24 protein-coding genes and 1 tRNA gene are annotated in these 26960 nt (G+C 61.8%); 12 read left to right on the top strand and 13 right to left on the bottom strand.

Annotated features, from left to right (window positions below):
* Window positions 1-3: 3 nt before the first annotated feature.
* From QMG46_RS12680 to nfi, 7 genes are all read right to left on the bottom strand, one after another.
* Window positions 4-2325, bottom strand: a complete 2322-nt coding sequence (locus QMG46_RS12680; RefSeq protein ID WP_281848194.1) for a TonB-dependent hemoglobin/transferrin/lactoferrin family receptor — start codon at window positions 2323-2325, stop codon at window positions 4-6.
* A gap of 215 nt (window positions 2326-2540) precedes the next feature.
* The gene (locus tag QMG46_RS12675) at window positions 2541-3920 is read right to left on the bottom strand and encodes an FAD-containing oxidoreductase (protein WP_281848193.1); all 1380 of its coding nucleotides are present in this window, start codon (window positions 3918-3920) and stop codon (window positions 2541-2543) included.
* Window positions 3917-4381 carry a DUF4126 family protein gene (locus QMG46_RS12670; RefSeq protein ID WP_281848192.1) on the bottom strand — a complete coding sequence of 155 codons (465 nt, stop codon included), beginning with the start codon at window positions 4379-4381 and terminating at the stop codon, window positions 3917-3919. Before QMG46_RS12670 ends, QMG46_RS12675 begins: the two co-directional genes overlap by 4 nt.
* A 165-nt stretch (window positions 4382-4546) precedes the next feature.
* Complete coding sequence (locus QMG46_RS12665) at window positions 4547-5257, bottom strand: rRNA pseudouridine synthase (protein WP_281848191.1); 711 nt, start codon at window positions 5255-5257, stop codon at window positions 4547-4549.
* Between the two features lie 73 nt (window positions 5258-5330).
* Window positions 5331-5819 carry a DUF6496 domain-containing protein gene (locus QMG46_RS12660; RefSeq protein ID WP_281848190.1) on the bottom strand — a complete coding sequence of 163 codons (489 nt, stop codon included), beginning with the start codon at window positions 5817-5819 and terminating at the stop codon, window positions 5331-5333.
* A 91-nt stretch (window positions 5820-5910) separates the two neighbouring features.
* On the bottom strand, window positions 5911-7755 hold the full coding sequence (locus QMG46_RS12655; protein ID WP_281852886.1) for an ABC transporter ATP-binding protein: 1845 nt from the start codon (window positions 7753-7755) through the stop codon (window positions 5911-5913).
* Between the two features lie 269 nt (window positions 7756-8024).
* Window positions 8025-8687, bottom strand: a complete 663-nt coding sequence (gene nfi / locus QMG46_RS12650; protein WP_281848189.1) for a deoxyribonuclease V — start codon at window positions 8685-8687, stop codon at window positions 8025-8027.
* 105 nt (window positions 8688-8792) lie between these two features.
* Between nfi and QMG46_RS12645 the strand changes: the two genes are divergently transcribed.
* Together QMG46_RS12645 and QMG46_RS12640 are read left to right on the top strand one after the other, a co-directional pair.
* On the top strand, window positions 8793-11258 hold the full coding sequence (locus QMG46_RS12645; protein ID WP_281848188.1) for a DUF3772 domain-containing protein: 2466 nt from the start codon (window positions 8793-8795) through the stop codon (window positions 11256-11258).
* Between the two features lie 22 nt (window positions 11259-11280).
* Window positions 11281-11697 (top strand): VOC family protein, encoded by a 417-nt coding sequence (locus tag QMG46_RS12640; RefSeq protein WP_281848187.1) that lies wholly within the window; start codon window positions 11281-11283, stop codon window positions 11695-11697.
* A 173-nt stretch (window positions 11698-11870) separates the two neighbouring features.
* On the opposite strand, the gene QMG46_RS12635 is transcribed toward QMG46_RS12640, so the two are convergent.
* From QMG46_RS12635 to QMG46_RS12625, 3 genes are all read right to left on the bottom strand, one after another.
* Window positions 11871-12368, bottom strand: a complete 498-nt coding sequence (locus tag QMG46_RS12635) for a DUF3761 domain-containing protein (protein ID WP_281848186.1) — start codon at window positions 12366-12368, stop codon at window positions 11871-11873.
* Window positions 12369-12578: 210 nt separating this feature from the next.
* The gene (locus tag QMG46_RS12630; RefSeq protein ID WP_281848185.1) at window positions 12579-14228 is read right to left on the bottom strand and encodes a serine hydrolase; all 1650 of its coding nucleotides are present in this window, start codon (window positions 14226-14228) and stop codon (window positions 12579-12581) included.
* Between the two features lie 68 nt (window positions 14229-14296).
* Window positions 14297-15277 (bottom strand): TolB family protein, encoded by a 981-nt coding sequence (locus QMG46_RS12625; protein WP_281848184.1) that lies wholly within the window; start codon window positions 15275-15277, stop codon window positions 14297-14299.
* A gap of 136 nt (window positions 15278-15413) precedes the next feature.
* Between QMG46_RS12625 and QMG46_RS12620 the strand changes: the two genes are divergently transcribed.
* From QMG46_RS12620 to msrA, 5 genes are all read left to right on the top strand, one after another.
* On the top strand, window positions 15414-16262 hold the full coding sequence (locus QMG46_RS12620) for a DUF72 domain-containing protein (RefSeq protein ID WP_281848183.1): 849 nt from the start codon (window positions 15414-15416) through the stop codon (window positions 16260-16262).
* A gap of 22 nt (window positions 16263-16284) precedes the next feature.
* Window positions 16285-16707, top strand: a complete 423-nt coding sequence (locus QMG46_RS12615) for a guanyl-specific ribonuclease (RefSeq protein ID WP_281848182.1) — start codon at window positions 16285-16287, stop codon at window positions 16705-16707.
* Window positions 16704-17138, top strand: coding sequence for a barstar family protein (locus tag QMG46_RS12610; protein WP_281848181.1), 435 nt, complete (start codon window positions 16704-16706; stop codon window positions 17136-17138). The genes QMG46_RS12615 and QMG46_RS12610 overlap by 4 nt, the downstream gene beginning before the upstream one ends.
* Complete coding sequence (locus tag QMG46_RS12605) at window positions 17135-17356, top strand: RNA-binding S4 domain-containing protein (RefSeq protein ID WP_281852885.1); 222 nt, start codon at window positions 17135-17137, stop codon at window positions 17354-17356. The genes QMG46_RS12610 and QMG46_RS12605 overlap by 4 nt, the downstream gene beginning before the upstream one ends.
* Window positions 17357-17428: 72 nt before the next feature.
* Window positions 17429-18130, top strand: coding sequence for a peptide-methionine (S)-S-oxide reductase MsrA (gene msrA, locus QMG46_RS12600; RefSeq protein ID WP_281848180.1), 702 nt, complete (start codon window positions 17429-17431; stop codon window positions 18128-18130).
* Between the two features lie 235 nt (window positions 18131-18365).
* On the opposite strand, the gene QMG46_RS12595 is transcribed toward msrA, so the two are convergent.
* Window positions 18366-19526 carry an acyl-CoA dehydrogenase family protein gene (locus tag QMG46_RS12595; protein ID WP_281848179.1) on the bottom strand — a complete coding sequence of 387 codons (1161 nt, stop codon included), beginning with the start codon at window positions 19524-19526 and terminating at the stop codon, window positions 18366-18368.
* Between the two features lie 183 nt (window positions 19527-19709).
* Between QMG46_RS12595 and QMG46_RS12590 the strand changes: the two genes are divergently transcribed.
* From QMG46_RS12590 to metH, 4 genes are all read left to right on the top strand, one after another.
* Window positions 19710-20534 (top strand): energy transducer TonB, encoded by an 825-nt coding sequence (locus QMG46_RS12590; RefSeq protein WP_281848178.1) that lies wholly within the window; start codon window positions 19710-19712, stop codon window positions 20532-20534.
* A 135-nt stretch (window positions 20535-20669) separates the two neighbouring features.
* Window positions 20670-21605: an ArsR/SmtB family transcription factor gene (locus QMG46_RS12585; protein WP_281848177.1), complete on the top strand. Its 936-nt coding sequence runs from the start codon at window positions 20670-20672 to the stop codon at window positions 21603-21605.
* 3 nt (window positions 21606-21608) lie between these two features.
* Entirely contained in the window at window positions 21609-22682 is a 1074-nt protein-coding gene (locus tag QMG46_RS12580; RefSeq protein ID WP_281848176.1) for a homocysteine S-methyltransferase family protein, read from the top strand.
* A gap of 118 nt (window positions 22683-22800) precedes the next feature.
* Window positions 22801-25485: a methionine synthase gene (gene metH, locus QMG46_RS12575; RefSeq protein ID WP_281848175.1), complete on the top strand. Its 2685-nt coding sequence runs from the start codon at window positions 22801-22803 to the stop codon at window positions 25483-25485.
* Between the two features lie 119 nt (window positions 25486-25604).
* Here the strand turns inward: metH and QMG46_RS12570 are convergent, their stop codons facing one another.
* Window positions 25605-25949, bottom strand: a complete 345-nt coding sequence (locus QMG46_RS12570; RefSeq protein WP_281848174.1) for a lipid-A-disaccharide synthase N-terminal domain-containing protein — start codon at window positions 25947-25949, stop codon at window positions 25605-25607.
* Window positions 25950-26086: 137 nt separating this feature from the next.
* Between QMG46_RS12570 and QMG46_RS12565 the strand changes: the two genes are divergently transcribed.
* Window positions 26087-26161: transfer RNA gene (locus QMG46_RS12565), tRNA-Val, on the top strand.
* 452 nt (window positions 26162-26613) lie between these two features.
* Here the strand turns inward: QMG46_RS12565 and QMG46_RS12560 are convergent.
* A complete protein-coding gene (locus QMG46_RS12560) occupies window positions 26614-26925 on the bottom strand; it encodes a hypothetical protein (RefSeq protein ID WP_281848173.1) in 312 nt (103 codons plus the stop codon).
* Between the last annotated feature and the right edge of the window lie 35 nt (window positions 26926-26960).

Here is a 26960-nt window from a genome sequence, read left to right as displayed (position 1 = left end):
TCCTTAAAAGGCGATTTTCGCGGCGAGGCTGAGTGCACGCCCCGGCATGGTGAGGCGATCGGCGGGCAAGCCGCCGGTACCGCTATCGTTGAAGCCATTGCCGCTGACCAGATTGCCCAGCACGCCGCCGTTCAAATTGCCCCAGTCCCAATACTTTCGGTCGGTGAGGTTGGTGATGCCGGCATAGATCTCCAGGCTCGTCATCGCGCCCTCGCCGAACGGCGAGTAGTGCGCGTACAGATCGAGCGTGCCGTAGCCCGCCGGCCGGAATGCGGTCGGGTCGCTTAGCTGGGTATGACGACGCACGGCGGTGCCGGTGAGTTCGGCACCCCATTTAGCGGTGTCGTAGCTGATGCCGACGACAAACTTGGCCGGATCGACGGTATTGAGCGGGCTATAACCCGTATCGCCCGACTCGATCAGGCGCCCCGTTGCCACCGATGCGCTGCCGCGCACGGCCCAGCCGTCCAACGCGTCGCTGAAATGGCCGAGCCGCAAGCTGCCGCTGGCCTCCAGGCCCTTGATGAAGGCACGACGCGTATTGACTGCCTGGAACAGTAGATTCTGCCCCGGCGGCGCCTGGTACCACGACGGTATCTGCGAGGGCGGCAAGGCGAAGCCGGACCAGATGAAATTGCGGTACTTGTTGTAGTAGCCGCCAACGCTGAACCAGCCGATATCGCCCTTGCCGCGCACGCCAAGTTCGAAGTTGTTGCTGGTTTCCGCTTTCAGCTTGTCGTTGGGCAGGAACGCGATATTGAAACCGGGAAACGGCTGCTCGTTCCAGGCACCCGCGATTTCGCTGTATAGCGGCGGCCGAAAACCGCGCGCATAGTCAAAGTACGCACTCAATGCATCGGTAAAGCGCCAGACCACGCCGAGCTTGGGCGAGGCATAGCTCTTTTCATAATCACGTTTGACGTAACTGGGATTGTAAGCGGCGTACAGCGCATCCTGTTCGGGCTTGTATTCGTAGCGTTCCAGTCGCACGCCTGGTGTTACGGTCAGGTGGCCGTCGAAGAACCCCAGCTCGTCCTGGCCGAACGCGGCATAACGATCGGTGCGACTGGATGGGATCAGGTGTAACGGATAGTTGCCGGGCATGGCCGGCTTGCTGCTGCTTATCGCGCCAGTGCGCTTGCTGATAGCGTAACCGCCGGCTGTCGACTCTGCATCGGTACGCGATAACTCAACGCCGTAACTGATGGTCTGGGTGACGGCACTGCCCTCACCCAGCTGCTTTACGGCAACCAGCTTGCCGCCGGAAACTTTCTCCTGCAGAGGCAAGTTTTCATAGAAGCGCGCATAGGCGGCGGTGTCGGTTTGCGTATCCGTACGTGTGCGCGTTTTCTGCCAGTACGCATTCCACTCCAGCGTATCGGCAACAGCGCTATCCAGATGCGGATACCACTGCCCGATACTGGCACGCATGCGCTGGTTTTCGTCCTGCGAGCGGTAATAACCCACGCCAGGCGCGATATTGGACAAGCTATTGGTGTTGGTGCGCGTGTTCGAACCATCCAGCGTCACGCGATCGGCGCGTCCGCTCTGGGCCGTATGCACGTATTTGGCGAGGAAACTATCGAGCGTATATGTCTGCGGATCAGGACGCGTGCGTGTCGCGCCTGCGCCGCCGATATCGCCCTCGTTCGCTGTTTCGTGGCCTTCGCGATGATTGGCGATAAACAGGATGCCGTTCTTCGCATCGCCGCCGGCCAACGTTGCCGTACTGGTCAGGCTGCGATCGCTGCTGTCGTACTGCTCCTTGAGCGACACATACGGATCGCGCCCCGGACGCAGATAGTCGGCCGGATCTTTCGTACGCAAGCTGACGACGCCGCCGAGCGCATCGGAGGGATACAGCGCCGACGCCGGGCCACGAATGATGTCGACCTGCTTGATATCGTCCAGATCGATAAAGTTGCGGCCGGCACGAAAACTGCCGCCGGCAACATCCGCACCGAACGATGCCGGTTGCGATACGCCGTCGATCTCGATGCGCGTGCGGTTGCCCGACAGCCCGCGGATGTTGAAGCTGTCCAGACCGAAGCGCCCCGCCGTACCGATCACCGACACACCCGGCTCGTACTTCACCAAGTCGCGAATGGTCAGCACCAGATGACGATCCATCTGCACGCGATCGATCATCGATACCGTGCCCGGCGTATTGAGTTGCAAGCTTGGCGTGGTGGCAGTGACCTGCACGCGCGGCAGGTTGGAAGCTTGATCGGGACTCGTGGACAACCCGGCCGGCTCAGCGGCCCAGGCAGTGACGGAAGATGACAACAGCGCGCCAATGATGGCGGCCAGCGGAGCGATACGCATGAAAGAAAAGGTCCTTTACCCTGGCGTGTGTGGAGCTGCACGCGGCTTGCTGGCAAGGACGCTCGAGGCATCGGTGGCTGGCGGCCGAATCAGGACCGGGAGATGCCGGTCCGCGAAAATCTAAATGAGAATATATCTCATTTAGATTTGAGTGGTAAAGCCCTGCTCCGGGATGACGATGATTGTGATGGCGGGGTTAGATTGTGGTGGCGAGGCTATTTGATCGGCTTCAAATCATTCGCAACCGTCGGCCAAAGCTCCGACACGGTCGGATGAATCGGCACCGCCCATTGCAACGTACTGATCGGCTGATCGGCATTCATCAGGTCGAGCACGCCATGAATGGACTCATCGCCCTCCACACCGAGAATGGCCGCGCCGAGTATGCGTTGTGTCTGCGCGTCGGCGATCAGTTTCATAAAACCGGCCGTCTCTCCACGCTCAACCGCTCGCCCCACGCGCGACATCGGCCGTTTCGAAACCAACAACGGCCTGCCGCTCTTGCGCGCCTGGCTTTCGGTCATGCCCACGCGGCCCAGTGGCGGGTCGATATAAAGCGCGTAGCCGAGAATACGTTGCGACACACGGCGGTGCTGCCCATCGAGCAAGTTCGCCGCGATGATCTCGAAATCGTTGTACGCCGTATGCGTAAACGCGCCGCGCCCGTTGCAATCGCCCATCGCCCAGATGCCCGCCACGTTGGTGCGAAGCTCGTCGTCGACCTCGATATAGCCTCTTTCGTTGGTCTTGACGCCGGCGCGCTCCAGCGCGAGGTCGTCCGTATTCGGTCGTCGCCCCATTGCCAACAGCACGCGGTCGGCGATCACCTCAGGAGCTCCCGCGGTGCAATCCACGCGCACGGCGACACCATCGCTGCGCTGCGCGAACGCGATGCAGTTGGCGTCCGTACGTATATGGATGCCCTCGCCTTCGAGAATCTCGCGTATGGCCGTGGAAACGTCTTCGTCCTCGCGAGGGATCAGCCGCGACTCGCGTTCGACGACCGTCACTTCGGAACCAAAGCGGCGGAACATTTGCGCGAATTCCAGGCCGATGTAACTGCCGCCGACGATCGCCAGATGTCTGGGCAAGGTCGCCAGTTGCAGAATCGACGTATTGGTGAGGTAGTCGATCTCGCCTACCCCAGGCATGTCCGGCACGGATGCGCGGCCGCCGACATTGAGGAAAATGTGTGGCGCGGTCAGCAGCTCATCGCCCACCCGCAAGCTGTCGGCGCTTTCGAAACGGGCATGTCCGCGCAACACGGTCAGGCCCTGCATGCCTTCGAGCCAGCGTTCGACATTGCCGCGCGCATGCGTGGCCACCGTCTGTCCGCGACCGATGACGCGCTGGATATCGATCCCGATATCGCCCTGAATAACAACGCCATATTCCGCCGCGCGGCGCGCCACATACGCGGCGCGCGCACTCGCCACGAGGGTCTTGGTCGGCATGCAGCCGGTGTTGACGCAGGTACCGCCGAACAGGTGTCGCTCGATCAACGCGACCTTCATGCCTGCCGCTGTCAAACGTCCGGCCAGCGGCGGTCCGGCCTGGCCAGCCCCGACGATGATGGCGTCGAACGCGCGGCTCATGCCGGCATCGCCACGATCAGGAGGCCGCCACCGATGGCGACGATGTCTTCGAGGATCGCCGCGGGGAAATCCTTACCGAAAGTAGCTGCCAGACGCGCTCTTGCCCATGCGCCACCATAGGTGCCGATCGCGGCGCCGACGATGCCGGCCACCAGGCCGGCGAGCATCATGTTGCCGGCCGCGCCGACCGTGGCACCGCACAGCGCTCCCGATACAAGTCGCGCCGCAAACGGGACCGGCAATTTACGGCTGGGTGTCGTGGGCAGTTTGTCGGTCACCAGTTCTGCCGCCGCCAATACGGTGAATATCCACGGCGTAAAGCGCCAGCCCATGAAGGCGGTCCAGCTATCGCCTACCGACAGCCATCCCAGATGCACGGCCCAGCTCACTACGGCGGGCGCAGTCATGGCGCGCAGGCCGGCGACCATACCTATCAACAAGGCAGCAAGTACGAATGTCATGGACAACCCCTCCGGCAGTGAGCGAGCTGAAGATCGCATACAAACCCGCGGCAATCATACCTTGCGTCTTGTAAGAACCTCGGAAAACCACTTCCTACTCGTCATCCCGGCCTTCGCCGGGATGACGAGTAGGAAAGCTGCCGCAGTAGTCCCATCTTCATGCACTCAAAACCGATCCGTACTCGCCAGATACCGCCACTGTCCCGGCTGCAGCCGCGCCATCGGAATACGGCCGATGCGAATACGCTTGAGCGACAACACCTGCAAGCCAACGGCCTGGCACATGCGTTCGACCATGCTCGGCGCAATACGCTTCAACGCAAAACGCAGATGCCGTTCGTTCTGCCAGCTCACCTTGATCGGTGGCAACGCGTAATTGTTGAAACTGAGGCCGTGGTTGAGTCGTGCCAGACCCTCGGGTGCCAATGTGCCGGCCACCTCGACGATCACCTCCTGCTCGATACGCTCGGAGTCTTCTTCCAAACGCCGTTTGACCCGCCAGTCCTGGGTAAATACCAGCAAGCCGCTGGCACTGTCCGGCAACGGCAGGGGCGACTCCAGCCGCGCAAAATGACGCTTCAACAGGCGCACGCCCGATGCGTCGTCTTCGGCATGACTGTCTAGGGTTATCAAGGCACGCGCCTGGTCCGCCGCCATGTCCGCGGGCTTGTGCAGCACCAGTGTGGCGGGTTCCGGCGGAACCAGCTCGGCATTCGGGTCGATCTCGACACGCTGGTCGCCGATCATGAACTGCGGCTCTTCGACCGTCTCGCCATCGACACGCACCCAGCCGCCTTCGATATACATCTCCGCTTCGCGCCGGGAGCACTGGGTCATCGCGGCGATGCGTTTGGCGAGGCGGACGGGTTCGGTCATGGCGGTGGCCTGGGATTCAAGGTGGCCATTGTAGGCGTCCTGCCCTCATAACGCCCGTAACACCGCGATTTGATCAAGCACGCTTTCTTGTGCGCGCCGCTTTCTTCGCCGCGGCCGAACGGCCTGCACTGCCTTTTGTACGCGCGGCCTTCCTGGCCGCAGCCGAACGACTGCTCGCGGTTTGCTTGCTGGCGGCGCTGCGTGCCTGCCTTGAAAGCGCTGTCTTTGAAACACTGCTGCTGCCCTCGCGCTTCAAGGCCTTGGTGGCTGCCCGTTTACGCGTTGCCGTGGACTCGGACGATGTGCGTGCGGCTTTTTTTGTCGCCGGACGCTTGCGCGCCGACGTCTTTTTAGCTGCTGCCCCCTTCTTGGGTATCTTTACGCCTGCACGGCGCGCCTTGGACAAGCCGATGGCGATCGCCTGCTTTGCCGATCGCGCACCGTGCTTGCCCTCGCGAATGTGTTCGATTTCCTCATGCACGAATTCCCCAGCCTGGGTGCTGGGTGCCTTGCCCGCGCGCTTGGCGGCCTGGGCACGCTTGACGGTTCTCTTCTCGGGCATAACGACTCTCCGCTATATCGGACGTAGCCGCACAGTGCGCCGCGCCACGTGAAGCAGCGGGCAAGAAAAACTCAACGCGATGCACGCGCGCTCAGGCGATGACGTCGTCCACCGCGGCCACGAAACCACCGGTCTGCCGTGCCCATAGCCGGGCATACAGACCGCCGTGGGCAAGCAGCTGCGCATGCGTGCCGCTCTCCACCACGATGCCCTTGTCCATCACGACAAGTCGATCCATACGCGCGATGGTCGACAGGCGATGTGCGATGGCAATCACCGTCTTGCCGCGCATGAGCACCTCCAGGCTCTCCTGGATGGCCGCTTCGGACTCCGAATCGAGCGCCGAAGTCGCCTCGTCCAGAATCAGGATCGGTGCGTCCTTCAGCAGCACGCGTGCGATCGCGATGCGTTGGCGCTGACCACCGCTGAGCTTTACGCCACGCTCGCCCACGTGGGCGTCGAAACCAGTGCGGCCCTCGCCATCGACCAGTTGCGGGATGAATTCGTCCGCTCGTGCCTTGCGCACCGCGTCCATGATCTGCTCCTCGCTGGCATTGGGCCGGCCATAGAGCAAGTTGTCGCGGATGGAGCGATGCAGCAGCGAGGTGTCCTGGGTAACCACGCCAATTTGCGAACGCAAACTTTCCTGAGTCACGCCGGCGATGTCCTGGTCATCGATCAGGATGCGCCCGTCTTCGAGGTCGTAAAGCCGCAACAGGATATTGACCAGGGTCGACTTGCCCGCACCCGAAGGGCCGACCAGGCCGATCTTTTCACCGGGACGCACGGCCAGGTCGAGACCGGCCATCACGCCCGACGCTTTGCCGTAGTGAAAATGGATCTCTTCAAAACGCACGCTGCCCTGACTGACCGTGAGCGGCACGGCATCCGCGCGGTCCTGTACGGCGCGCGGCTGCGAAATGGTTTCCAGGCCGTCCTGTACGGTGCCGACATTTTCGAAAATGCCGTTGACCACCCACATGATCCAGCCGGACATGTTGTTGATGCGGATCACCAGGCCGGTCGACAGCGCAATCGCACCCACCGTCACCTTGCCCTCGCTCCACAGCCAAATAGCCAGAGCCGAGGTACCGACGATCAGAAAACCGTTCAAGGTGGTGATGGTGCTGTCCATAGCCGTGGTCAACCGCGTCATGCGGCGCAGCTTCTCCATCTGCTCGCGCATCGCATCGGCGACGTAGCCTTCCTCGCGCTCGGTATGCGCAAACAGCTTCAGCGTAAGGATATTGCTGTAGCCGTCAACAATGCGGCCCATCAACTTGGAACGTGCCTCGGACTGCTTCCAGGAGCGTTCCTTGGTACGCGGAATGAAATATGCCAGTGTGCCGACATAGGCAAACAGCCAAAGCAGCAGCGGCAGGGCCAGCCAGATATCCGCCTGCGCAAACATGACCAATGCGCTGCCGGTATAGATGGCCACGTACCAGATCGCGTCGACGATCTGCACCGCCGATTCGCGCAGCGATGCACCCGTCTGCATGATGCGGTTGGCGATGCGTCCAGCATAGTCGTTCTGGAAAAAGCCCAGGCTCTGCCGCATCACATAGCGGTGGTTCTGCCAACGGATGCGCGCGGTGAGGTTCGGCAGAATGGTCTGATTGACCAGCAGATCATGCAGGGCAATCAATACGGGCCGTGCTATCAGCGCAACAAAACCCATCCACAGCAGCTGGTTGCCATGCAGGCGGAAGAAATCCTTGCTCGGCACGCCCTTGGCCATGTCGACGATGTTGCCGATAAAACCGAACAACGATACTTCGACCAACGCCACACCAAAGCCCACCACGATCGTGGCCGCGAAGATCGGCCACACCTGGCGCAGATAGAACGCATAGAAACGCCATACCGACTTGGGCGGCATGGCGTCGACGGGTTCCTTGAAGGCGTCGATGAGGGATTCGAACCAGCGGAAAATCATGGGGGAGGCCTGGTGTCGGGGAAGGCGTAGTGTAGAGGGAACCCGTAGGAGCGACTTCCTGGAACCTCGAATAACCCCTCCTACTCGTCATTCCGGCGCAGGCCGGAACCCAGTGGCCTTGCGGTCGGTTGTCGCGAGAACCCGCAAAAGACAGCTCTATCGCGAAAACCGAAAACTGATGCCACTGGGTCCCGGCCTGCGCCGGGATGACGATAGGAAAAACGGAGGTTATTCGAGGTTTCCGGAAGTTGCTCCTACAAGGCTTTCTAACGCCGCGACGCCAACTTGTCCGCCCAGCGCGTCGGTTCGGGTAGCCGATACGTCGTGCAACATTTCAGAACCAGATCGGCAGCCGTAGCCATGCTTACCCGATACCCGGGCGAAACAATCAACGGCTTCACCTTCTGCTTGCTGCGCAGCACCGTCCCGATCAGCTTGCCGCGATAGACCAGGTCGGCACGCGCCCCACGCTGCTCGCCCAGCTCACCGTGACTGCCCACCAGGATGCTTTTGGCTACCCCGATCGTTGGCAATCCGATGGTGACGCCAAGGTGCGCCGCAATGCCCAGGCCGCGAGGGTGGGCAATACCCTGCCCGTCGACAAAGACCATGTCCGGCGTCTGCGGCAGGCCGGCCAGTGCGTCGAGCACTGCAGGCAACTCGCGAAACGATAACAGCCCGGGGATATACGGCATCCGCGTGGGCAGGCGCGCCACCACATTAGCCACCGGCTTGAGGCTGGCCGCGTCCAGCAGCACCGCCGCAGCGCGCGTGATGGCGCCGCCGGCTTCGAAACCGACGTCGACTCCGGCAATGTGTTTCAGCGGCCCAAAATCGTCTTCGATAACGACCTGGGTTGCCAATTGGGTTTGCAGGGCACGCGCCTTGGCGACATCGCCATCCCATTCGGGCCATGGAATCGAAGACATATTCTTCCGTGCAGGGGCCGTAGACTGAACGCAGCATCGTACAGGACCGGCATAAATCGTCCGTGACGATTGACCCCATCCACCGAGCCCGGGATCATCCCCGAAATGCGCCTGCTACTTCGATTCCTGCTCGTCTTCACGCTCATCCTGGCCGCCCCCACGGCCTTGGTCGAGAACGCCCTGGCTGCGGATGCTCCCGCCGCGTCCGCGAGCACGCCCGCGCCGCCGACGGCCGATCAATTGAACGATCAACTGGCCGATATCCAGCAGCAGCTGTCGGCGAAGGAACGCCCCGACGATGCAACCTTGATCGAGCTGCGCAACAAGGTACAGACGATCCAGAAGCAGTCGACCGACCTGACCAGCACACTGACTCCGCAAAGCAACAGCCTGCAGGCCAAGCTCACCGTGCTCGGTGCGCCGCCGGCCAAGGGCTCACCGCCCGAAGCTCCGGAGATCGCCAGCCAGCGCAAGGATCTGAACACCGCCAAGGCCGATGTCGACGGCCAGATCAAGCAGGCCAATACAGCCAGCCTGGACAGCGTGCAAGTGCTCAACACGATCTCGGCGTTGCAGCGCGACGCTTTCGAGGCACAGCTGTCGCAACGCACCGCGTCGCCGCTCACTGGCAGTTTCTGGTCGAGCCTGGCCCACGACCTCCCCAGCGACATGGCCGAACTGGGCCAACTCGGCCGTGACCTCGGCGCGGCCATACGTCAGGCGTGGCAGCCACCCAACCGCTTGCCTTTCGTACTGTGCCTGCTGGCCGCGATCGGCTTGCTGGTCGCCCGCCGCCTGATCGAGAAACTGTTCATTCGCCTTGGCGCCAAGCACCTCCCGCAAGGCCATCTCCGCCGCAGCACGCTGGCTACGATCATTACCCTGATCACACTGGCCTGCGTCGGTTTTGCCGCCTATCTGGCCTATCTCTCGCTCAACTGGAACCATCTGCTGAGCGAGGATCTACAGAATCTCCTGCATGCCCTGGTGCGATTGGTCTGCTTCTGCGCATACGTCGCGGGGCTGGGGCGTGCACTGCTAAGCGTGAAGCGTCCATCGTGGCGCATGCCGCAGGTGTCTGACGACACCGCCGAACATTTGCGCCCGTTCCCGTGGCTGCTGGCAGCGGCCGTCTTTGTCATGGGCACGGTCGACCAGATCAACAAGGACATCGGCGCCGGTCTGGCTGCCGTGGTCATCACTAACGGCACGCTGTCGCTGATCATCGCTTCGCTGATTGGTGCGGTGCTGTTGCGCATGGGCCACGCCCGCCGCGTCATGCTGGCCGCCGGCGATACGCCGGCCAGACGTCCCCTATGGGTTGGCCTGCTGGTCTTTGCCGCCTTTGCGGGCGTACTGGTGTGCTGGTTGGCAGTGCTCAGCGGCTACTTCGCACTGTCGTGGGTGGTAGCGCGACAGATCGTCTGGACCAGCGTCATCGTCCTGTCGCTGTATCTGTTTTCGCACCTGCTCCACGATGTGTTCGAAACGCTGTTTTCGCCGACCGAACGCACCGGCCAGCGCATGCAGGAAGCCTTTGGCCTCTCGGCCGAGCGACTGGAACAGACCGCGACGATTCTTTCGGGCATATGCCGCGCCCTGCTTTTGCTGCTAGCGATCTCGCTGGTGTTCTCCCGCTACGGTGCCGGCCCTTCCGAGCTGAGCGGGCGCGTGCTGCAGCTGTTTAGCGGCGCAAACAATATTGGTTCGTTGCCGATCGTTCCCGGAGACATCTTCAACGCCGTGCTGGTGGTGTTCTTCGGAATGCTGGTAGTCCGCGGCATCAAGCAATGGTTGAGCAACCAGTTGCTGCCCAAGACGTCGCTCGAACTGGGCATGCAGAATTCGATCGTGACCCTGCTGGGTTATGTCGGCGGCATCCTGGTTTTCCTGCTTGCCCTGGCTGCGCTCAAGTTCAACCTGCAAAGCATCGCCTGGGTCGCCAGCGCGCTGTCGGTGGGTATCGGCTTTGGCTTGCAGGCCATCGTGCAGAACTTTATTTCCGGCCTGATCCTGTTGGCCGAGCGACCGGTGAAAGTGGGCGATTGGGTCAGCCTTGGCGGCGGTGTCGAAGGCGATGTCCGGCGCATCAATGTGCGTGCCACAGAAATCCAGATGAGCGACCGCTCGACGATGATCGTGCCCAACTCGCAGTTCATCAGCCAGAACGTGCGCAACGTGACGCTGGGGCATGCGCAGGGCCGCGTGCAGCTGCAGCTGTCGTTACCGCTCAGCACCGATGCCAGCAAAGCGCGAACGCTTGTTCTGGACGTATTTCGCCATCATCCGGCCACGCTCGAAACACCCTCGCCCAGCGTCACGCTGGACAATCTCGACGGCGGCACGATGACCTTCGTGTGCACCGGCTATGTAAAAAGCCCGCGCGATGCCGGTGGCGTCAAGAGCGACATTCTGTTCGAGCTGTTGAACAAGCTGCGCGAAGCGGCGATTCCCTTGAGCAGTCCGCAGGACATGGTGATTCACACCGTGCGACAGACCGTCGAGAAATCCGAAGCGTCAACGGTCGTCGGCACTGACGATGCGCCAGGGGACGACAGCAAGAAAACCTGATTCTTCAGACCGGAGCGTGCTCATGACCAGCCAAGGCAGCACCATCATTCCTTCCATGCGCTACCGCGACGCGCGGGCCATGATCGAGTGGCTATGCAAGGCGTTCGGTTTCGAGAAAAACGCCGTGTATGAAGAAGACGGCGTCATCGTGCACGCACAGCTCATTTATGGCAGCGGCATGATCATGCTCAGTGAGGTTCGCGACAATCCTTTTGGCCGTCACTTTGTGCAGCCCGATCAGGTGGCCGGACGCGAAACGCAATGCGCCTGCGTCATCGTCAAGGACGTCAAGGCGCACTACGAACAGGCCAGGTCGGTCGGCGCGGTCATCATCGATGAATACGCCGAGCAGGAATACGGCGGCGCCGGTTACGCGTGCAGCGACCCGGAAGGTCATTTGTGGTGGTTTGGTAGTTACGATCCGTGGCAGGTTCGCTGACGGCTCGCTTCGCATCGCGCTTTGCGCCCCCTCACCCCAGCCCTCTCCCCCGGCAAAGCCAGGGGAGAGGGGGTCGAATGAGGCAAGTCTTCAGTACTACGTGCTTTTGCCCCCTCTCCCCTGGCTTTGCCGGGGGAGAGGGTTGGAGTGAGGGGGCTCTTAGCCCCACTCAATCAACTACAAGCCTTTCCATGATCGGCATGAAAGCCCTTGGCCTTCGCGTCCGATTCGCTCATGTACTCGCCCTTCTTGGTACGGCCATACCACTTGTCAGCAGGACAGTGATAAACCTTGCTGCTGTCGTTGACCCACACCATGCCCGGACCACCGCCCGGTGCAGCGGCACCGGCGGGAGCTGCCGGCGCGTGCGGCGTTGCGGCCGCCTTGGGTGCCGGAGCCGGGGCGGGGGCAGCTGCCGGCGCAGGCGTTGGCGCGGGGGCCGCTGTCGGCGCGGGAGCCGCAGCTGCCGGGGCCGCAGCAGCCGCTGCGGTGTACCACTCCTTGACGCCCTTGTGACCGGCGCAGGCACCACGCTTGCCGTTGTGATCGGTATACGTGCCGTCGTTGCACTGGCCGGTGGAACCGGCAGGCGCCGCGGATTGTTGGGCAAATGCAGGTGCGCCGGCCAAAGCGCATACGAGCAACGCGGCCATCCATCCAAACGATTTCATGTCGACTCCCTCCAAACGCATTCGTCTGTCGTGCCAACGCTATCGACGCGGTCTGCCGCGTTCGAAGCGAGGTCACACTCAAGCGTGTCTGATGCACGCTTGCGGCGGCGACTATGCCTGTAAAACACGCGAGCCGACACGGCGGCGCAAGAAGTCATTCAACCGCCAGACGGCCATTTCGCAAGTTCATGCGAATGGCCGTCGTGGCACTCAGGGCGCTTCCGGCTTCACCGGCTCCAGGCGCAGATCCTGGAAGTCGAAACTGAAGTCGGTCAAGGGCGAAATCGGCTCCATCCGCACGTCGCGAATCGAGCCGTCGGCATCGAGCGAGTACGTCACGAAGGCATCGGCATTGAGCGCGCGATCGTCCCAGCGCACGATAAAGCTGTCGTGCTGCCACGGCGTCATCGTGCCGACCAGTTGCGCGGTCTTGGAGAAGCGCATGCGCAATTTACCGCCCTCGTTGCTGACGATGACATCGCCATACCAGCGGTCGCGATAGGTACCGGCATACTTCGCCAGCGCCAGCGACGGCTTGCCGTTCTTGTCACGCTCTTTCTCGTGCTTCTTCCAACTGTCGTCCGCGTTACCTTCCGCCTTCTTGACCGCCTTATCGTAAGCGGCGACCCAGTCGGTCTTGCTGCCGCTCATGTAGGCATCGAGGGCGCGATAAGTCACCGCATTGAATGCAGCCCCCGACTCCTGGTTGGTCAGTACCACCACACCAAGGTGCAACTCCGGCACCAGGGTCACGCGCGAGACCATGCCCGGCCAGCCACCCGTGTGCCACACCAGGCGCTGACCGTGGTAATCGGACAGGAACCAGCCTTCACCGTAACCGGCAAAATTCGGCTTGAGACTTTCCAGTTCCGGCACCGGCGGCTTGTTGACCTTCATCGGCGTAAGCATCGACCACATCTGGTCCTGGCTGCTCTGCTTGAACAGGCGCTGCTCCTTGCCGTCGCCCGATGGCAGCACGCCACCGGCCAGTTGCACGTTCATCCACTTGGCCAGGTCGTGCACGCTGGAGTAGATGCCGCCTGCACCGGGATTATTCGACCAGGCCATCGGCGGCACCGGCTTGAGATCCTTGAAGTCGAACTTGGCGTGGCCCATCGCCACATCCATGCCCGGTTTGAGATAGGTCATATCGACCAGGGTCTCGTCCATGCCGACCGGTTTGAAGATGTTATTGCGCAGGAAATCCGCGTAACTCTGGCCGGAGACGTTTTCGATCACCAGCGTCGCTACCGCGAACAGAATATTGTCGTACGCGTAGGCACTACGGAAGCTGGTCGCCAGCGGCACGTTGCGCAGACGCTCGACCACTTCCTTGGTCGTATACGAGGTCGGCGGCCAGTACAGCAGATCGCCTGCGCCCAAGCCCAGGCCGCTGCGATGCGCGAGCAGATCGCGAATACGCATCTCGTGCGTGACATAGGGATCGGACATCTGGAACCAGGGCAGATGATCGGTGACCCGATCGTCCATCTTCAACTTGCCTTGCTCGGCCAGCATCTGCAGCGATGCGGCGGTGAAGGCCTTGGTGTTCGACGCGATCGCAAACAGCGTATGCGCGTCGACCTGCTCCGGCTTGCCGACTTCGCGCACGCCGAAGCCCCGCTCCATGACCACCTTGCCGTCCTTGACGATCGCCACGGCGATGCCGGGCACCTCGAAGGTCTTGCGCGCGCTGTCCACGTAGGCACCGAAATCCTGCAGCTGTGCCGGCAATGCTGCATCGGCAGTCGCAGCAGGCGACACGGGTTGGCTGGCTGGCGTCTGCGCGAAAACGTTGGTGGCGAACACGAACAAGGCGCAACAGCCAAGCAGGCGCGGGGACAAGGGTCGATAGGACATCGCTGGCTCCAGCTTTGGGCAAAGCCGGAACTATCTCGCTAAATGCGGCCCGGCACCAGCGCCGGAAGTCAGCCCCCGGAGGCGTGCGCATCCAGCCAGGGCGCGAGCGACACCGACCACAGGTTGTCGTTACCGTTGTCCCAGGTCTGCATCCGCGAAAGGTCCTGCGAGGCCTGACCCACCGCACGCGGATAAACCACGCGCGTCGTGCGCGGGCTACTGAAATACAGCGTGCGATGGTCGGCGCCCAGATGCGAGCCCCATGGCGAACCGCGGTTGATCTCGTCGCCCAGATCGATCGGCTTGCTCCAGCCGTCGCCGTCGCGGAAGGCTATGTACAGCCGATCCGGATCGTCCTTACCGGCATAGTTGGCGTCGAACACGATAAAGGATTGATCCGGCGCAACGGCCGGGTCGAGCTCATGCGAATCGCTGTTGCCGAGTTTCAAGGGCTCGGCCTCTTGATACGCGCCATCCCGATAAACCGACCGATACAACTTGAAAGCACCCTGCCCGCCGCCTGGGACCGGTCGTTGAAAATACAGGCTGCCATCGGCGGCAATGCTTGGCGAATAGGTGCGTGTGCCCTGATTCACCGTTGCCGGCAACAACACCGGCTCGTCCCAACGATCGCCATGCCGCTCGACTTTCCACAAGCGGCCGCCCCAGCCGGCCGACACCTTGCCGTTGGACAACTGCGCGTCCAGGGCTTTGCCATCCGGCGTGTCGGGCCGATTGGAGCTGAACACCACGAAGGTCCCATCCGGCGACATCGCCGGATCGTGGTCCAGCCAGCGCCCCGAAAACGGTGCGATCTGTGGCGGCTGCCATTGCCCGTGCACCCGATGGGTCACCAGAACGATCTGGTTCTGGCCCGTGCTGCGATCAAAGACGAGGGTATTTCCATCGGGCGAAAACGCGGCCGAATCCTCACTCGCCGGCCCGGAGATGACGCCCGGCGCGAACACTTCCGGCGTCGCGGTCTGCGCGGCTGCCGCTGCGCTGCTATATGCCAAGACGGCCAACAACACACCCCTGATGCGCTGCATGATCGATCCTCATTCGTGTGGACGGGGGACGGCAAGCCCGCCATAAGCTGCGCCACGCCCGCGACTGCCGCGCGTGCTTGAAGTCACGCCGGGCCGGGCGTGGCATCATGGTGCGCCGCTTGTCACGACCTTTCCGATGCCTACTCGTGCCCCCAAAGGCGATCTGTTCGCCAGCGTTGCCGCCACTCACCCGATACGCGCCGGTATCGGCGGCTGGACCTATGCACCCTGGCGCAAGAATTTCTATCCGGACGGCCTGACGCAAAAGCGCGAACTCGAGTACGCCAGCCGCCACCTGCGCGCGATCGAAATCAACGGCACGTTCTATGGCGCGCAAAAGCCGGCCACCTATGCACGCTGGGCGTCGGAAACACCCGAGGGTTTCGTGTTTTCGCTCAAGGCGCCACGCTATGTCACCGAGGGCAAGCGCCTGGCCGATACGGAGAAAGGCATTCGCGGCTTTGTCGAAGGCGGCCTGTCGGAAATGGGGGACCGGCTGGGGCCGATCCTGTGGCAGCTTCCACCCTCGCGACCCTTCGATGCCGACGACCTGGACGCGTTCCTGGCGTTGCTCCCGGCCAAGCTCGAAGGCGAGCTGTTGCGGCACGTGCTTGAAGTGCGCCACCCCAGCTTTCTCAGCGAAGCGTACGTCGCGTTGGCGCGCAAGCACCGCATCCCGACCGTGTTCACCGATTCACCCGACTATCCTTCGCTGGCCGATATCACCGGGGATTTCACCTATGCACGGCTGATGCGCAGCGAGGACAAGATCGCTACCGGTTATGCCGACAACAATCTCGATGCGTGGGCATCACGTGCCGAACGCTGGGCAGGCGGCGAAGACAATGCAGATCTTCCGCACATGACCGAGGCCACGCCAAAAACCGCGCCGCGCGATGTGTTCGTGTTTTTTATCAGTGCGGCAAAACATCGAAACCCCGCCGCAGCGATGGCGTTGCAAAAACGCGTCGATGCAGCCGCCTAAGTCATCTCGATAAGGATTATCCATGCGCGTCAACCGCATTCTTCCATTGATCATCCTGGTATTGGTCGTTGGCTGGCTTTATTTGCAGCCCAACCGGCACCCCAGCCAGCTCAATACGGCGCAACCACCATCACGAACCGCCAGCGCCGAAACGAGTGCCTGCCCTGTCCTGCCCATGTTCCTTCCGCAGGAGGCTTATCAGACGATCAAGCTGATCGAGAGTAACGGCCCGTTCCCGCATCGCCAGGATGGCGTGGTCTTCGGCAACCGCGAAAACCTGCTGCCGCAACAAGCCAATAGCTACTACCACGAATACACCGTGGAAACGCCCGGCAGCCCGGATCGCGGCGCACGACGCATCATCACCGGCGGCACGCCGCCAACGATCTACTATTACACTGACGACCACTACCGCAGCTTCCGCTGTTTCCAGGTGCACGCATGAGCGCTTCGTTTGACATCGACCTGAATGATCCTGCGCGCGGCGGCGTGTTTTTCGTTACCCAGGACGACATCGCTGCGCTGGACAAGGCGGCCGGCAAATATCCGCTGCGCAGCTTGCACATCGATTTGCATGGCTGCACCGACAAGACCTCGCTGATGCGGCATCTCAACGATGCGTTGCATTTCCCCGAGAGTTTCGGCGACAACTGGGATGCACTCGCCGACAGCCTGCGCGACCTGTCCTGGCTGAAAGCCTCCGGTTATCTGCTGCTGATCGTGCACGGCGAAACCCTGCGCGACGCCAGCGAAGAAGATTTCGATACCTTGCTCGACGTGCTCGACGAGGCGGCGGAACACTGGTTCGACAACCAGACCCCCTTCTTTGCGTTTGTCGCATTGCCCGAAAGCGCTTTTGACGAGGCCGACGCCTGATGGAACTGGATTTCGAGCTGGACCGCGACTACGTGGAACTCAATCAGCTGCTCAAGCTCAGCGGCCTGTGCGACAGCGGCGGTGCTGGCAAAGCGATCGTCGCCAGCGGCGCCGTGAGCGTGGATGGCGAGCAGGAACTGCGCAAGACCTGCAAGATCCACGCGGGCCAGACCGTGCAGGTCGGCGACATCACGATCTACGTGGTGGAAGCGGCGTAACCTTCCCGGCGTGCACGACGAATAGGTGATACAGGGGCAACCCTGCCCACCGTCCCCAGCCGGAGTGCGCTTATGTCGTTTACGCTCAAACCCCTGGCCGCGCTACTGATTGCCGCAGGTGTCGCGGCTTGCAGCACGCCTGCCATCAGCCATGAATCGGGCGCTTTGCTAGCCCCCCAGACCGATACCCCTCTGGCCAAGACGCATAGCGAAGAAGTGGCTGTGCTGTCGGGTGGCTGCTTCTGGGGCGTCGAGGCGGTATTCGAGCATGTCAAAGGTGTGAAGCGCGTGTGGTCCGGTTATTCCGGCGGCAGCGCGGCCACCGCGACCTACGATCAGGTCAGCGATGGCGATACCGGCCATGCCGAATCAGTGAAGATCATCTACGACCCGGCGCAGGTGAGCTACGGTCAGTTGCTGCGGGTGTTCTTCTCCGTTGCGACGGATCCCACGCTGCTCAATCGCCAGGGTCCCGACGTTGGCACGCAATACCGTTCGGCGATTTTCTTCAACACGCCCGAACAGGAGCGCGTAGCCAAGGCCTATATCGCACAGCTGGGCACCGACAAGGCCTTTGACGATCCGATCGTGACACAGGTGGTGCCGTTGAAGGCCTTCTATCCGGCCGAGGCCTATCACCAGGACTATGCACGCCTGCACCCGGACGATCGCTATATCGTGGTCAACGATGCGCCGAAGGTCGTGAACCTGCAGCGTTATTTTCCAGACATCTATCGCACGCAAGAACAGGTCGTTAGCGTGCAGCTGCACTAATAGCGCTTTTGTGAGAGCGATTTCAGTCGATCTCTAAAAACCCTTTCCTATCCGTCGCCCCGGCGAAAGCCGGGGCCCAGCGTCTTCCACACGTTGAAGCATAAGGCGCCGGGTCCCGGCTTTCGCCGGGACAACGATGGAGGCTGAGGTTGTTCGAGGCTCCATGAGGTCGCGACATGCACACAGCAAAACGCCCGGCCACCAAGGTGGCCGGGCGTCGAAGTAAATCGAAACCTTAGCGCAGCCCAGTTTCAGCGCGCGCGATCACCATGCGCTGGATTTCGCTGGTGCCCTCGTAGATCTCGGTGATCTTCGCATCGCGGAAATAACGCTCCAGCGGCATCTCCTTCGAGTAGCCCATGCCGCCGTGAATCTGCACGGCCTGGTGGGCGATCCACATCGCCGCTTCCGATGCGACCAGCTTGGCCACCGACGCTTCGGTGCCGAAACGGCCGCCGTTCTTTTCCGCCTGACCTTTCGCCCATGCCGCGCGCAGCGTCAGCAACGTCGCCGCGTCGAGCTTGCACTTCATGTCGGCGATCTTGGCCTGGGTCATCTGGAAGGTGCCGATCGGCTGGCCGAATGCCTTGCGATCGCGCGACCACTGCAGCGTGGCTTCATAGGCCGCGCGTGCGATACCGACGGACTGCGAAGCGATGCCGATACGACCGGCATCGAGCACGCCCATGGCGATGGAGAAGCCCTTGCCCTCTTCGCCCAGCAGGTTTTCCTTCGGCAGGACGTAATCGGAAAATTCGATCTCGCAGGTGGCCGATGCGCGGATGCCCAGCTTCGGCTCGGTCTTGCCAGCGTGGAAACCCGGCAACTGCGTATCGACGATAAAGGCCGACACGCCCTTGGCGCCGATGCCCGGCGTGGTGATGGCGAACAGCACGATATAGCGAGCGACGGGGCCGGAGGTGATCCAGCTCTTCTTGCCGTTGATCACCCAGTCGCCCTTGGCGTTCTTGGTGGCGCGGGTGTGCATGGCCGATGCATCGGAACCGGACTGCGGCTCGGTCAACGCATAGGCGCCGATGGCTTCGCCCGAAGCGATCGCGCGCACGTACTTCTGCTTCTGCTCCTCGTTGCCGTGTTTAAGGATGCCGTTGCAGAACAGCGAATTGTTCACCGACATCACCGTCGAGGTGGCCGCATCGGCCGCGGCGATCTCGATCATCGCCAGCACATAGGCGATCGGATCCATGCCCGCGCCGCCGTATTCCTCAGGCACCTCGATACCCATCAGGCCCAGCTGGCCCATCTCACGGATATTGTCGAGCGGAAACTCGCCCTTGGCGTCCAGCTCCGCCGCCACGGGTGCGATGCGCTTCTGCGCGAAGTCGCGGGCGATGGACTGAATCGATAGCTGGTCTTCGGTAAAGCTGAAATCCATGAGGGGGGCTCCAGGGAATGCATCAATGGGTAGCCGCTCATTTTAGCGGGATTGGCATCGCGCCTTTGTGCGAGTGCAGCATGAGCGCCGCTCATCCCGCTACCTACCTGACTATATGCAGCGGCGGCGGTCACCTGGGGCATACTTGCTGGCGGCCGCAGTGGCCGCACAGGGGAAAACAGCATGAATCGATTGCAGCTCCGGCGCGCAGCATGCGCGGTGGCATTAGCTATTCCGCTCGCTGTCGCTGCCGCAAACGGCAAGCTGGAAGCCCGGTTGATCCTGTCCGGACACGTTACCGTCGACGCCAAGGGCAATATCAGCTCGTATACGTTCGATAACCCCGAAAAACTCCCTGGTGGGATCGACAGCCTGTTTCGTCAAACCTCGCAGACGTGGCGCTTCTCGCCGGTCGTCGTCGATGGCGTCGCACAAAATGTCCAGGCGCGCATGAAGTTGACGGTGGTCGCGCAAAAAATCGATGGCAATCTGCAAGTACATCTCGACCACGCTACATTTTCCAGCGAAAAGAGCGGCTCCAAGAACGCCGGAAGCAAACGCGTCCCGCCGCAATACCCGGATGTCGCCGTGCGTTATCGGACCGCGGCAAACACGTATGTCGCCGCACATGTAGCAGCCGACGGGCACGTGACCGAAGCATTCACGGAGCAGGTCAATTTCAAGAACGACGTGGATCCGGTCAACAGGGATTTGCTGCGTAAGGCATTCGCAAGTGCTTCGGAACAGGCAGTGGCACAGTGGACATTCGATCCTCCGGCATCGAAGCCCACCTCGGCCGATGGCTCGTGGACGATCGAAGTGCCGTTCGATTACAACCTCAATGTGAACGGTCAGAGCACCACGCCTGAACACGACGGATGGCAGAGCTATCTGGTCGGCGCCAAGGCGTCGCCGCCCTGGTTGCATGCTCAGAACGATGCTCTTCCGCAAGGGGGGCTCTATGTCATCGATGTAGGCCAGATCCTGAACGACCCGCCATCGACCTGAGCTGCTTTCATCGCCTAATGGCGCGGTACCCCTATCTGCCCGCCCAGGACTGACAAAAGCCGCGCGTTCCGCCCTTGACGCTGCGCACCAACCGGCCTAGCCTTCCATCTCTCCATCGAGATATAAGGATGCCTAATGGACCTGGCCACGGCTTCGAGCGTACTGCGACTGCTGGCGGACCCTACCCGGGTCCGCCTGCTCGCGCTGCTCGAGCGCGAGGAACTGACCGTGGCCGAGCTCGCTGCTGTGCTTCACCTTGCTCAACCGCGTGTATCCACCCACCTGGCCAAGCTCAAGGAAGCTGATCTGGTCCGCGACCGCCGTGCAGGCGTTTCGGCGTATTACCGCGCCAACAGCGAAGGCGACGAGAAGCAGCACGAGCTGCTCAAGTCCCTGCGCGAAAGCATCGACGACGCGCTGCTGCGCGACGATGCGGCGCGCCTGCCTGCCGTGCTGGCCAATCGTGCCCGCGAGCAAGGCTGGGCCGACACGGTGGCCGGCGACATGGAGCGGCATTATTCACCCGGTCGCACCTGGGAAACCGTCGCCCGTGCGCTGATGCAGTTGCTGGAAACCGGCGATGTGCTCGATATCGCCTCTGGCGACGGCCTGACCGCCGAACTGCTGGCGCCGCATGCGCGCTCCATCGTCTGCATCGACAGCAGCGATCGTGTGGTCGAAGCCGCCAAGATGCGCCTCAAGGCGTTCGAGCACGTACGAGTGGAACAGGGCGACATGCAGCAACTGCAGCTGAAGGACGCCAGTTTCGACCTGGTTTTGATGCTGCACGCCCTCACTTACACCGAGCAGCCCGCACAGGCCGTGGCCGAAGCCTCGCGCGTGCTGCGCCCCGGCGGTCGGCTGCTTGCGGTGACGCTGGGCAAGCACGATCACCGCGCAGTCGTCGAACCGTTCGATCACCGCAACCTGGGTTTTTCGAGCGCCGATCTGGAAGGTTTTGCCAAGAGCGCCAAGCTGGATGTGATCAGTTGCATCCGTCTGAGCCGCGAGCGCAAGGCACCGCATTTTGAAGTCATCAGCCTGCTGGCCCGTAAACCAGCGAGGAAGTGAAGCATGAGCCAACTACCCTGGCACAACCCTGAGCGTGTCGCCAAACTCGAAGCGGCGCTGCGCGAACGTATTCTGATTATCGACGGCGGCATGGGCACCATGCTGCAGGGTCATCAGCTGGACGAGTCGAGTTTTCGTGGCGATCGCTTCGTCGAAGGTCACGATAGCCATCACCAGCACGACCATCCCGGCAGCTGCGACCTCAAGGGCAATAATGACCTGCTGACGCTGACCAAACCGGACATCATTCGCGGCGTGCACGAGGCTTATCTGCAAGCTGGCGCCGATCTGGTCGAAACCAATACCTTCAACTCTACGCGCATCAGCCAGGCCGATTACCACCTGGAGCATCTGGCTTACGAGTTGAATCGCGAGGGTGCCGCGCTGGCCCGCGCCGCGTGCGATGCCGTGGAAACGGCAGAGCGTCCACGCTTCGTCATCGGCGTGCTTGGTCCCACCAGCCGTACCGCATCGCTGTCGCCGGACGTCAACGATCCGGGATTCCGTAATGTGACTTTCGAGGAGCTGGTCAGCAACTACATGGAGTCGACCAGCGGGCTGATCGATGGCGGTGCCGACCTGATCATGGTCGAGACCATCTTCGATACGCTCAATGCCAAGGCCGCGCTGTTTGCGATCAGCGAAGTATTTCGCGAGCGCGGCTACCGGCTGCCGATCATGATCTCCGGCACCATCACCGACCGCTCCGGCCGCACCCTATCCGGCCAGACGGCGGAGGCATTCTATTACTCGGTGAACCATGCGCGGCCGTTGTCAGTTGGCCTCAACTGCGCGTTGGGCGCCGCCGATCTGCGCCCTCATGTGCAGACCTTGGCCAACAGCGCCAGTTGTTTTATCAGCACGCATCCGAATGCCGGCTTGCCGAACGCCTTTGGCGAATACGACGAAACACCCGAACAGATGGCCTCGGTGATCGGCGGCTTCGCTCGCGACGGTCTGCTCAACATGGTCGGCGGCTGCTGCGGCACGACGCCTGCGCACATACGCGCCATTGCCGAGGCTGTGCGCGATTACGCCCCACGCGCGCTCCCTACCGAAGAACAGCAAGCCGCATGATGAGCGGCTGCGTGACGAAAACGAGCCCTCTCCCCTGGCTCCGCCGGGGGAGAGGGTTGGGTGAGGGGGCGCTCTTGGCTCCTTTCACCATCGAACCCCTTAGCGAGTCCAGTTACACATGAGCGTCACCCGCCATACCCGTCTGTCCGGCCTCGAACCGCTGGTCCTCACACCCGACCTGCTGTTCGTCAACGTCGGCGAGCGTACTAATGTCACCGGCTCGGCTCAGTTCAAGAAACTGATCAAGGAAGAACGCTACGAGGAAGCCGTCGACGTAGCGCGCCAACAGGTGGCCAGCGGCGCGCAGATCATCGACGTCAACATGGACGAAGGCCTGATCGATTCGGAAGCGGCGATGACGCGCTTTCTGAACCTGATCGCCGCCGAACCGGATATCGCGCGCGTACCGGTGATGGTCGACTCATCCAAATGGACCGTGATCGAGGCCGGTCTGCGCTGCCTGCAGGGCAAGGGTATCGTCAACTCGATCTCGATGAAGGAAGGCGAAGCGCTGTTCCTGGAACATGCGCGCAAGGTGCAGCAATACGGTGCTGCCGTGGTCGTCATGGCGTTCGACGAGCAGGGTCAGGCCGATACTTGCGAACGCAAGGTCGAGATCTGCTCGCGTGCCTATGAGCTGCTGACCCGCGAGCTCGATTTCCCGCCCGAAGACATCATTTTCGATCCGAATATCTTCGCCATCGCCACCGGCATCGAAGAACACAACAACTACGCGGTGGACTTCATCGAAGCCACCCGCGAAATCAAGCGGCGCTTTCCGAATACCCATGTATCCGGTGGCGTCTCGAACGTATCGTTCTCGTTCCGCGGCAACAATACCGTGCGCGAAGCGATCCATTCGGTGTTTCTGTATCACGCGATCCGCGCCGGCATGGACATGGGCATCGTCAACGCCGGTGCGTTGATGATCTATGACGACGTCCCGGCGGAACTGCGCGAGCGCGTCGAAGATGTCGTGCTCAACCGACGTGCGGACGCCACCGAACGCCTGCTGGAAATCGCCGAGAGCTTCAGGGCAAAGAAAGGCGAAGTGGTCGTCGAAAACCTCGCCTGGCGCGAAAAGCCGGTACGCGAGCGCCTGAGCCACGCGCTGGTGCATGGCATCGACCAGTATGTCGTTGAGGACACCGAAGAAGCGCGCAAGGACTCCACGCGCCCGCTCGACGTGATCGAAGGCCCGCTGATGGACGGCATGAATGTCGTCGGCGACCTGTTCGGCGCCGGCAAGATGTTCCTGCCCCAGGTGGTGAAATCCGCGCGCGTGATGAAGCGCGCCGTCGCCCATCTGATTCCGTATATCGAAGAAGAAAAACTGCGCACCGGCGATGCCGGCAAGAACAACGGCAAGATCGTCATGGCGACTGTTAAAGGCGATGTGCACGACATCGGCAAGAACATCGTCGGCGTGGTGCTGCAGTGTAATAACTTCGAGGTGATCGACCTCGGCGTCATGGTATCCGCACAAAAGATCCTTGATACCGCGCGTGCCGAGAACGCCGATATCATCGGCCTATCCGGCCTGATCACTCCCTCGCTCGAAGAAATGAGCCAGGTCGCACGCGAGATGCAGCGACAGGATTTCCAGATACCGCTGATGATCGGTGGCGCCACCACGTCGCGTGCGCATACTGCGCTCAAGATCGAACCGCACTACAAATCGCCGACCGTGTGGGTCAAGGACGCCTCGCGCGCCGTGGGCGTGGCACAGTCACTGGTCAGCAAGGAGCTGGTCGACAACTTCATGGCGAAGATCCGCGGCGAGTACGAGGAAATTCGCGAACGCCACAAGCAACGCGGCCCCGGCAAACAACTCGTGCCGCTGGAGAAAGCGCGCGCACAACGCTGGCGTTGCGACTGGGCGAGCTACACGCCGCCGACGCCCAACAAAGCCGGCCTGACTATCTTTGACAGCTACGATCTGGCCGAACTACGCCAGTACATCGACTGGACGCCCTTCTTCAACGCCTGGGAACTAGCCGGCCGCTATCCGGCCATTCTTACCGACGAGGTGGTCGGCAAGCAGGCCACCGAATTGTTCGCCGATGCACAGGCCATGTTGGACAAGCTGATCGCCGAGCGCTGGCTGACCGCGCGTGGGGTGATCGGCTTCTGGCCGGCGCACAGCATCGACGACGACATCGTCGTTACCAACGACGGCAAGACCACCCGACTGCACCACCTGCGCCAGCAGGTCGACAAACCCGTCGAGCGCCCCGACTTCTGTCTAAGCGATTTCGTTGCCCCCAAGGACGCTGGCAAGCAGGATTGGCTGGGTGGTTTTGCAGTCACCGCCGGGATCGGCATCGAGAAGCATGTGGCCCGCTTCGAGGCTGTGCACGACGACTATTCCTCGATCATGCTCAAGGCGTTGGCCGATCGACTCGCCGAAGCTTTTGCCGAGCGCATGCACGAACGCGTACGTCGTGAATTCTGGGGCTATGCGCCGCAGGAAACCCTGGATAACCACGCGCTCATCGAAGAGAAGTACCAGGGTATCCGCCCTGCCCCTGGCTACCCGGCCTGCCCCGATCACACCGAAAAGGCCACGTTGTTCCAGTTGCTGGATGCTACCGGCAATGCCGGCATCGAGCTGACCGAAGGCTTCGCGATGTATCCCACCGCGGCGGTCTCTGGCTGGTATTTCTCGCACCCCGAAAGCCAGTACTTCGTCGTCGGTCGCCTGACCCGGGAACAAGTCGACGATTACGCCAAGCGCAAGGGCTGGACCCGCGAGCAGGCCGAGCGCTGGCTGGCTCCTAACCTCGATTACGATCCGGAGTAATTGAGAGCGGTCGCGACTGAAGTCGCTCCTACAAAATTAGGCCGGCACAGCTATCTTGTAGGAGCGACTTCAGTCGCGACCGTCCCCCATAACAACACCGTGCAACGGTTGCCGCCTCTCTAAACCTCACTCTCCACCAACGCCTTGCGCCGCTTCACTTCGCGCAGATGCACCCAGAGGTTGTAGACGGAGACAAAGGTCGGGAAAAAGTTGGAAAGAATACCCACCGAATCGTTCTTGCCGATAATGAAGTAGGCCAGCAACAACACGCTGCCGCACACCGACAACCACCAGAACGCCAGCGGCATCACCACCCGCTTCAGCTTGCGGGTGTAATAGAGCTGGACGAACCAGCGGCTGGTAAACATGATCGAGCCGGCATAGCCCACCGCCTTCCACGGCGTCAGATGGAAGCGATTCAGCGCCTCGATAATGTGGTTGAGTTCGTGCTGAAGGAAGTCCATAAGCGGGCCGGATGCAGAAAGGGAAACGGGGCATTCTATCAAGCCATACGCCCCTTCCCGGCAGCTTTCGGCCCGGAAACCTGCCCCGGCAGGCATTGACGCCGGTCCCGAAGTCCCTATAATGGCGCGTTCTCGGCGGGCGGTTAGCTCAGCGGTAGAGCACTGCCTTCACACGGCAGGTGTCACAAGTTCGATCCTTGTACCGCCCACCACCGATTCAGAAACCGGCCCTTTGCGGCCGGTTTCGTCGTTTCAAGGCAACGGAAAAGCGGAGCGTGCGTGTAGCAGCGGGCGCTTCACACGGCAGGTGTCACACCTTCGATCCTTGTACCGCCCACCACCGATTCAGAAACCGGCCCTTTGCGGCCGGTTTCGTCGCTTCAAGGCAACGGAAAAGCGGAGCGTGCGTGTAGCAGCGGGCGCTTCACACGGCAGGTGTCACACCTTCGATCCTTGTACCGCCCACCACCGATTCAGAAACCGGCCTAAATGGCCGGTTTCGTCGTTTCAGGCCGACGCAAAAGCGGAGCGTGCGTGTAGCAGCGGGCGCTTCACACGGCAGGTGTCACACCTTCGATCCTTGTACCGCCCACCACCGATTCAGAAACCGGCCTATATGGCCGGTTTCGTCGTTTCAGGGACGCGTAACACGGAAGCGGGCGCTTCACACATGGTCTTCCGGAGCCGCTTTCGAACCAGGCCCAAGCTCCTGAGCACAGGACTTCCCCAGCGACGTCAAAAGCCACCCTCCCATGAGGTACTGGGCAAGCCCCTTGGCCTCCAGCCCCGACAAGGCTTCCTTGTCGCTCTTGAGCAAGCCAACGTATCCCATATAAAGGAATCGGAGCACCGCAGCTTCGTGCGCGGTCAACGTGAGACCGTCCACGCGCAATTCCGCGGAGGCCACCTTGGTGTTTTCTTGAGGGCTCTTTTTTTTCTTGGGTCCCACCGTGCTGTCCTCGTGGCGCACGAACAAGCGACTCGACCAGCCGGCTGTTCAAGGACACAAGG

It is taken from the genome of Dyella sp. GSA-30 (genome assembly GCF_027924605.1).
Classification (GTDB): Bacteria; Pseudomonadota; Gammaproteobacteria; order Xanthomonadales; family Rhodanobacteraceae; genus GSA-30.
The sequence above is the reverse complement of the archived record's forward strand: the minus strand, read 5'-3'. Positions and strand labels throughout refer to the sequence as shown.

Excerpts from the sequence above, each read along its gene's own strand:
- QMG46_RS12680 (WP_281848194.1), bottom strand. The coding sequence starts at position 2,325 with ATGCGTATCGCTCCGCTGGCCGCCATCATTGGCGCGCTGTTGTCATCT.
- QMG46_RS12675 (WP_281848193.1), bottom strand. The coding sequence starts at position 3,920 with ATGAGCCGCGCGTTCGACGCCATCATCGTCGGGGCTGGCCAGGCCGGA.
- QMG46_RS12670 (WP_281848192.1), bottom strand. The coding sequence starts at position 4,381 with ATGACATTCGTACTTGCTGCCTTGTTGATAGGTATGGTCGCCGGCCTG.
- QMG46_RS12665 (WP_281848191.1), bottom strand. The coding sequence starts at position 5,257 with ATGACCGAACCCGTCCGCCTCGCCAAACGCATCGCCGCGATGACCCAG.
- QMG46_RS12660 (WP_281848190.1), bottom strand. The coding sequence starts at position 5,819 with ATGCCCGAGAAGAGAACCGTCAAGCGTGCCCAGGCCGCCAAGCGCGCG.
- nfi (WP_281848189.1), bottom strand. The coding sequence starts at position 8,687 with ATGTCTTCGATTCCATGGCCCGAATGGGATGGCGATGTCGCCAAGGCG.
- QMG46_RS12645 (WP_281848188.1), top strand. The coding sequence starts at position 8,793 with ATGCGCCTGCTACTTCGATTCCTGCTCGTCTTCACGCTCATCCTGGCC.
- QMG46_RS12640 (WP_281848187.1), top strand. The coding sequence starts at position 11,281 with ATGACCAGCCAAGGCAGCACCATCATTCCTTCCATGCGCTACCGCGAC.
- QMG46_RS12635 (WP_281848186.1), bottom strand. The coding sequence starts at position 12,368 with ATGAAATCGTTTGGATGGATGGCCGCGTTGCTCGTATGCGCTTTGGCC.
- QMG46_RS12630 (WP_281848185.1), bottom strand. The coding sequence starts at position 14,228 with ATGTCCTATCGACCCTTGTCCCCGCGCCTGCTTGGCTGTTGCGCCTTG.
- QMG46_RS12625 (WP_281848184.1), bottom strand. The coding sequence starts at position 15,277 with ATGCAGCGCATCAGGGGTGTGTTGTTGGCCGTCTTGGCATATAGCAGC.
- QMG46_RS12620 (WP_281848183.1), top strand. The coding sequence starts at position 15,414 with ATGCCTACTCGTGCCCCCAAAGGCGATCTGTTCGCCAGCGTTGCCGCC.
- QMG46_RS12615 (WP_281848182.1), top strand. The coding sequence starts at position 16,285 with ATGCGCGTCAACCGCATTCTTCCATTGATCATCCTGGTATTGGTCGTT.
- QMG46_RS12610 (WP_281848181.1), top strand. The coding sequence starts at position 16,704 with ATGAGCGCTTCGTTTGACATCGACCTGAATGATCCTGCGCGCGGCGGC.
- msrA (WP_281848180.1), top strand. The coding sequence starts at position 17,429 with ATGTCGTTTACGCTCAAACCCCTGGCCGCGCTACTGATTGCCGCAGGT.
- QMG46_RS12595 (WP_281848179.1), bottom strand. The coding sequence starts at position 19,526 with ATGGATTTCAGCTTTACCGAAGACCAGCTATCGATTCAGTCCATCGCC.
- QMG46_RS12590 (WP_281848178.1), top strand. The coding sequence starts at position 19,710 with ATGAATCGATTGCAGCTCCGGCGCGCAGCATGCGCGGTGGCATTAGCT.
- QMG46_RS12585 (WP_281848177.1), top strand. The coding sequence starts at position 20,670 with ATGGACCTGGCCACGGCTTCGAGCGTACTGCGACTGCTGGCGGACCCT.
- QMG46_RS12580 (WP_281848176.1), top strand. The coding sequence starts at position 21,609 with ATGAGCCAACTACCCTGGCACAACCCTGAGCGTGTCGCCAAACTCGAA.
- metH (WP_281848175.1), top strand. The coding sequence starts at position 22,801 with ATGAGCGTCACCCGCCATACCCGTCTGTCCGGCCTCGAACCGCTGGTC.
- QMG46_RS12570 (WP_281848174.1), bottom strand. The coding sequence starts at position 25,949 with ATGGACTTCCTTCAGCACGAACTCAACCACATTATCGAGGCGCTGAAT.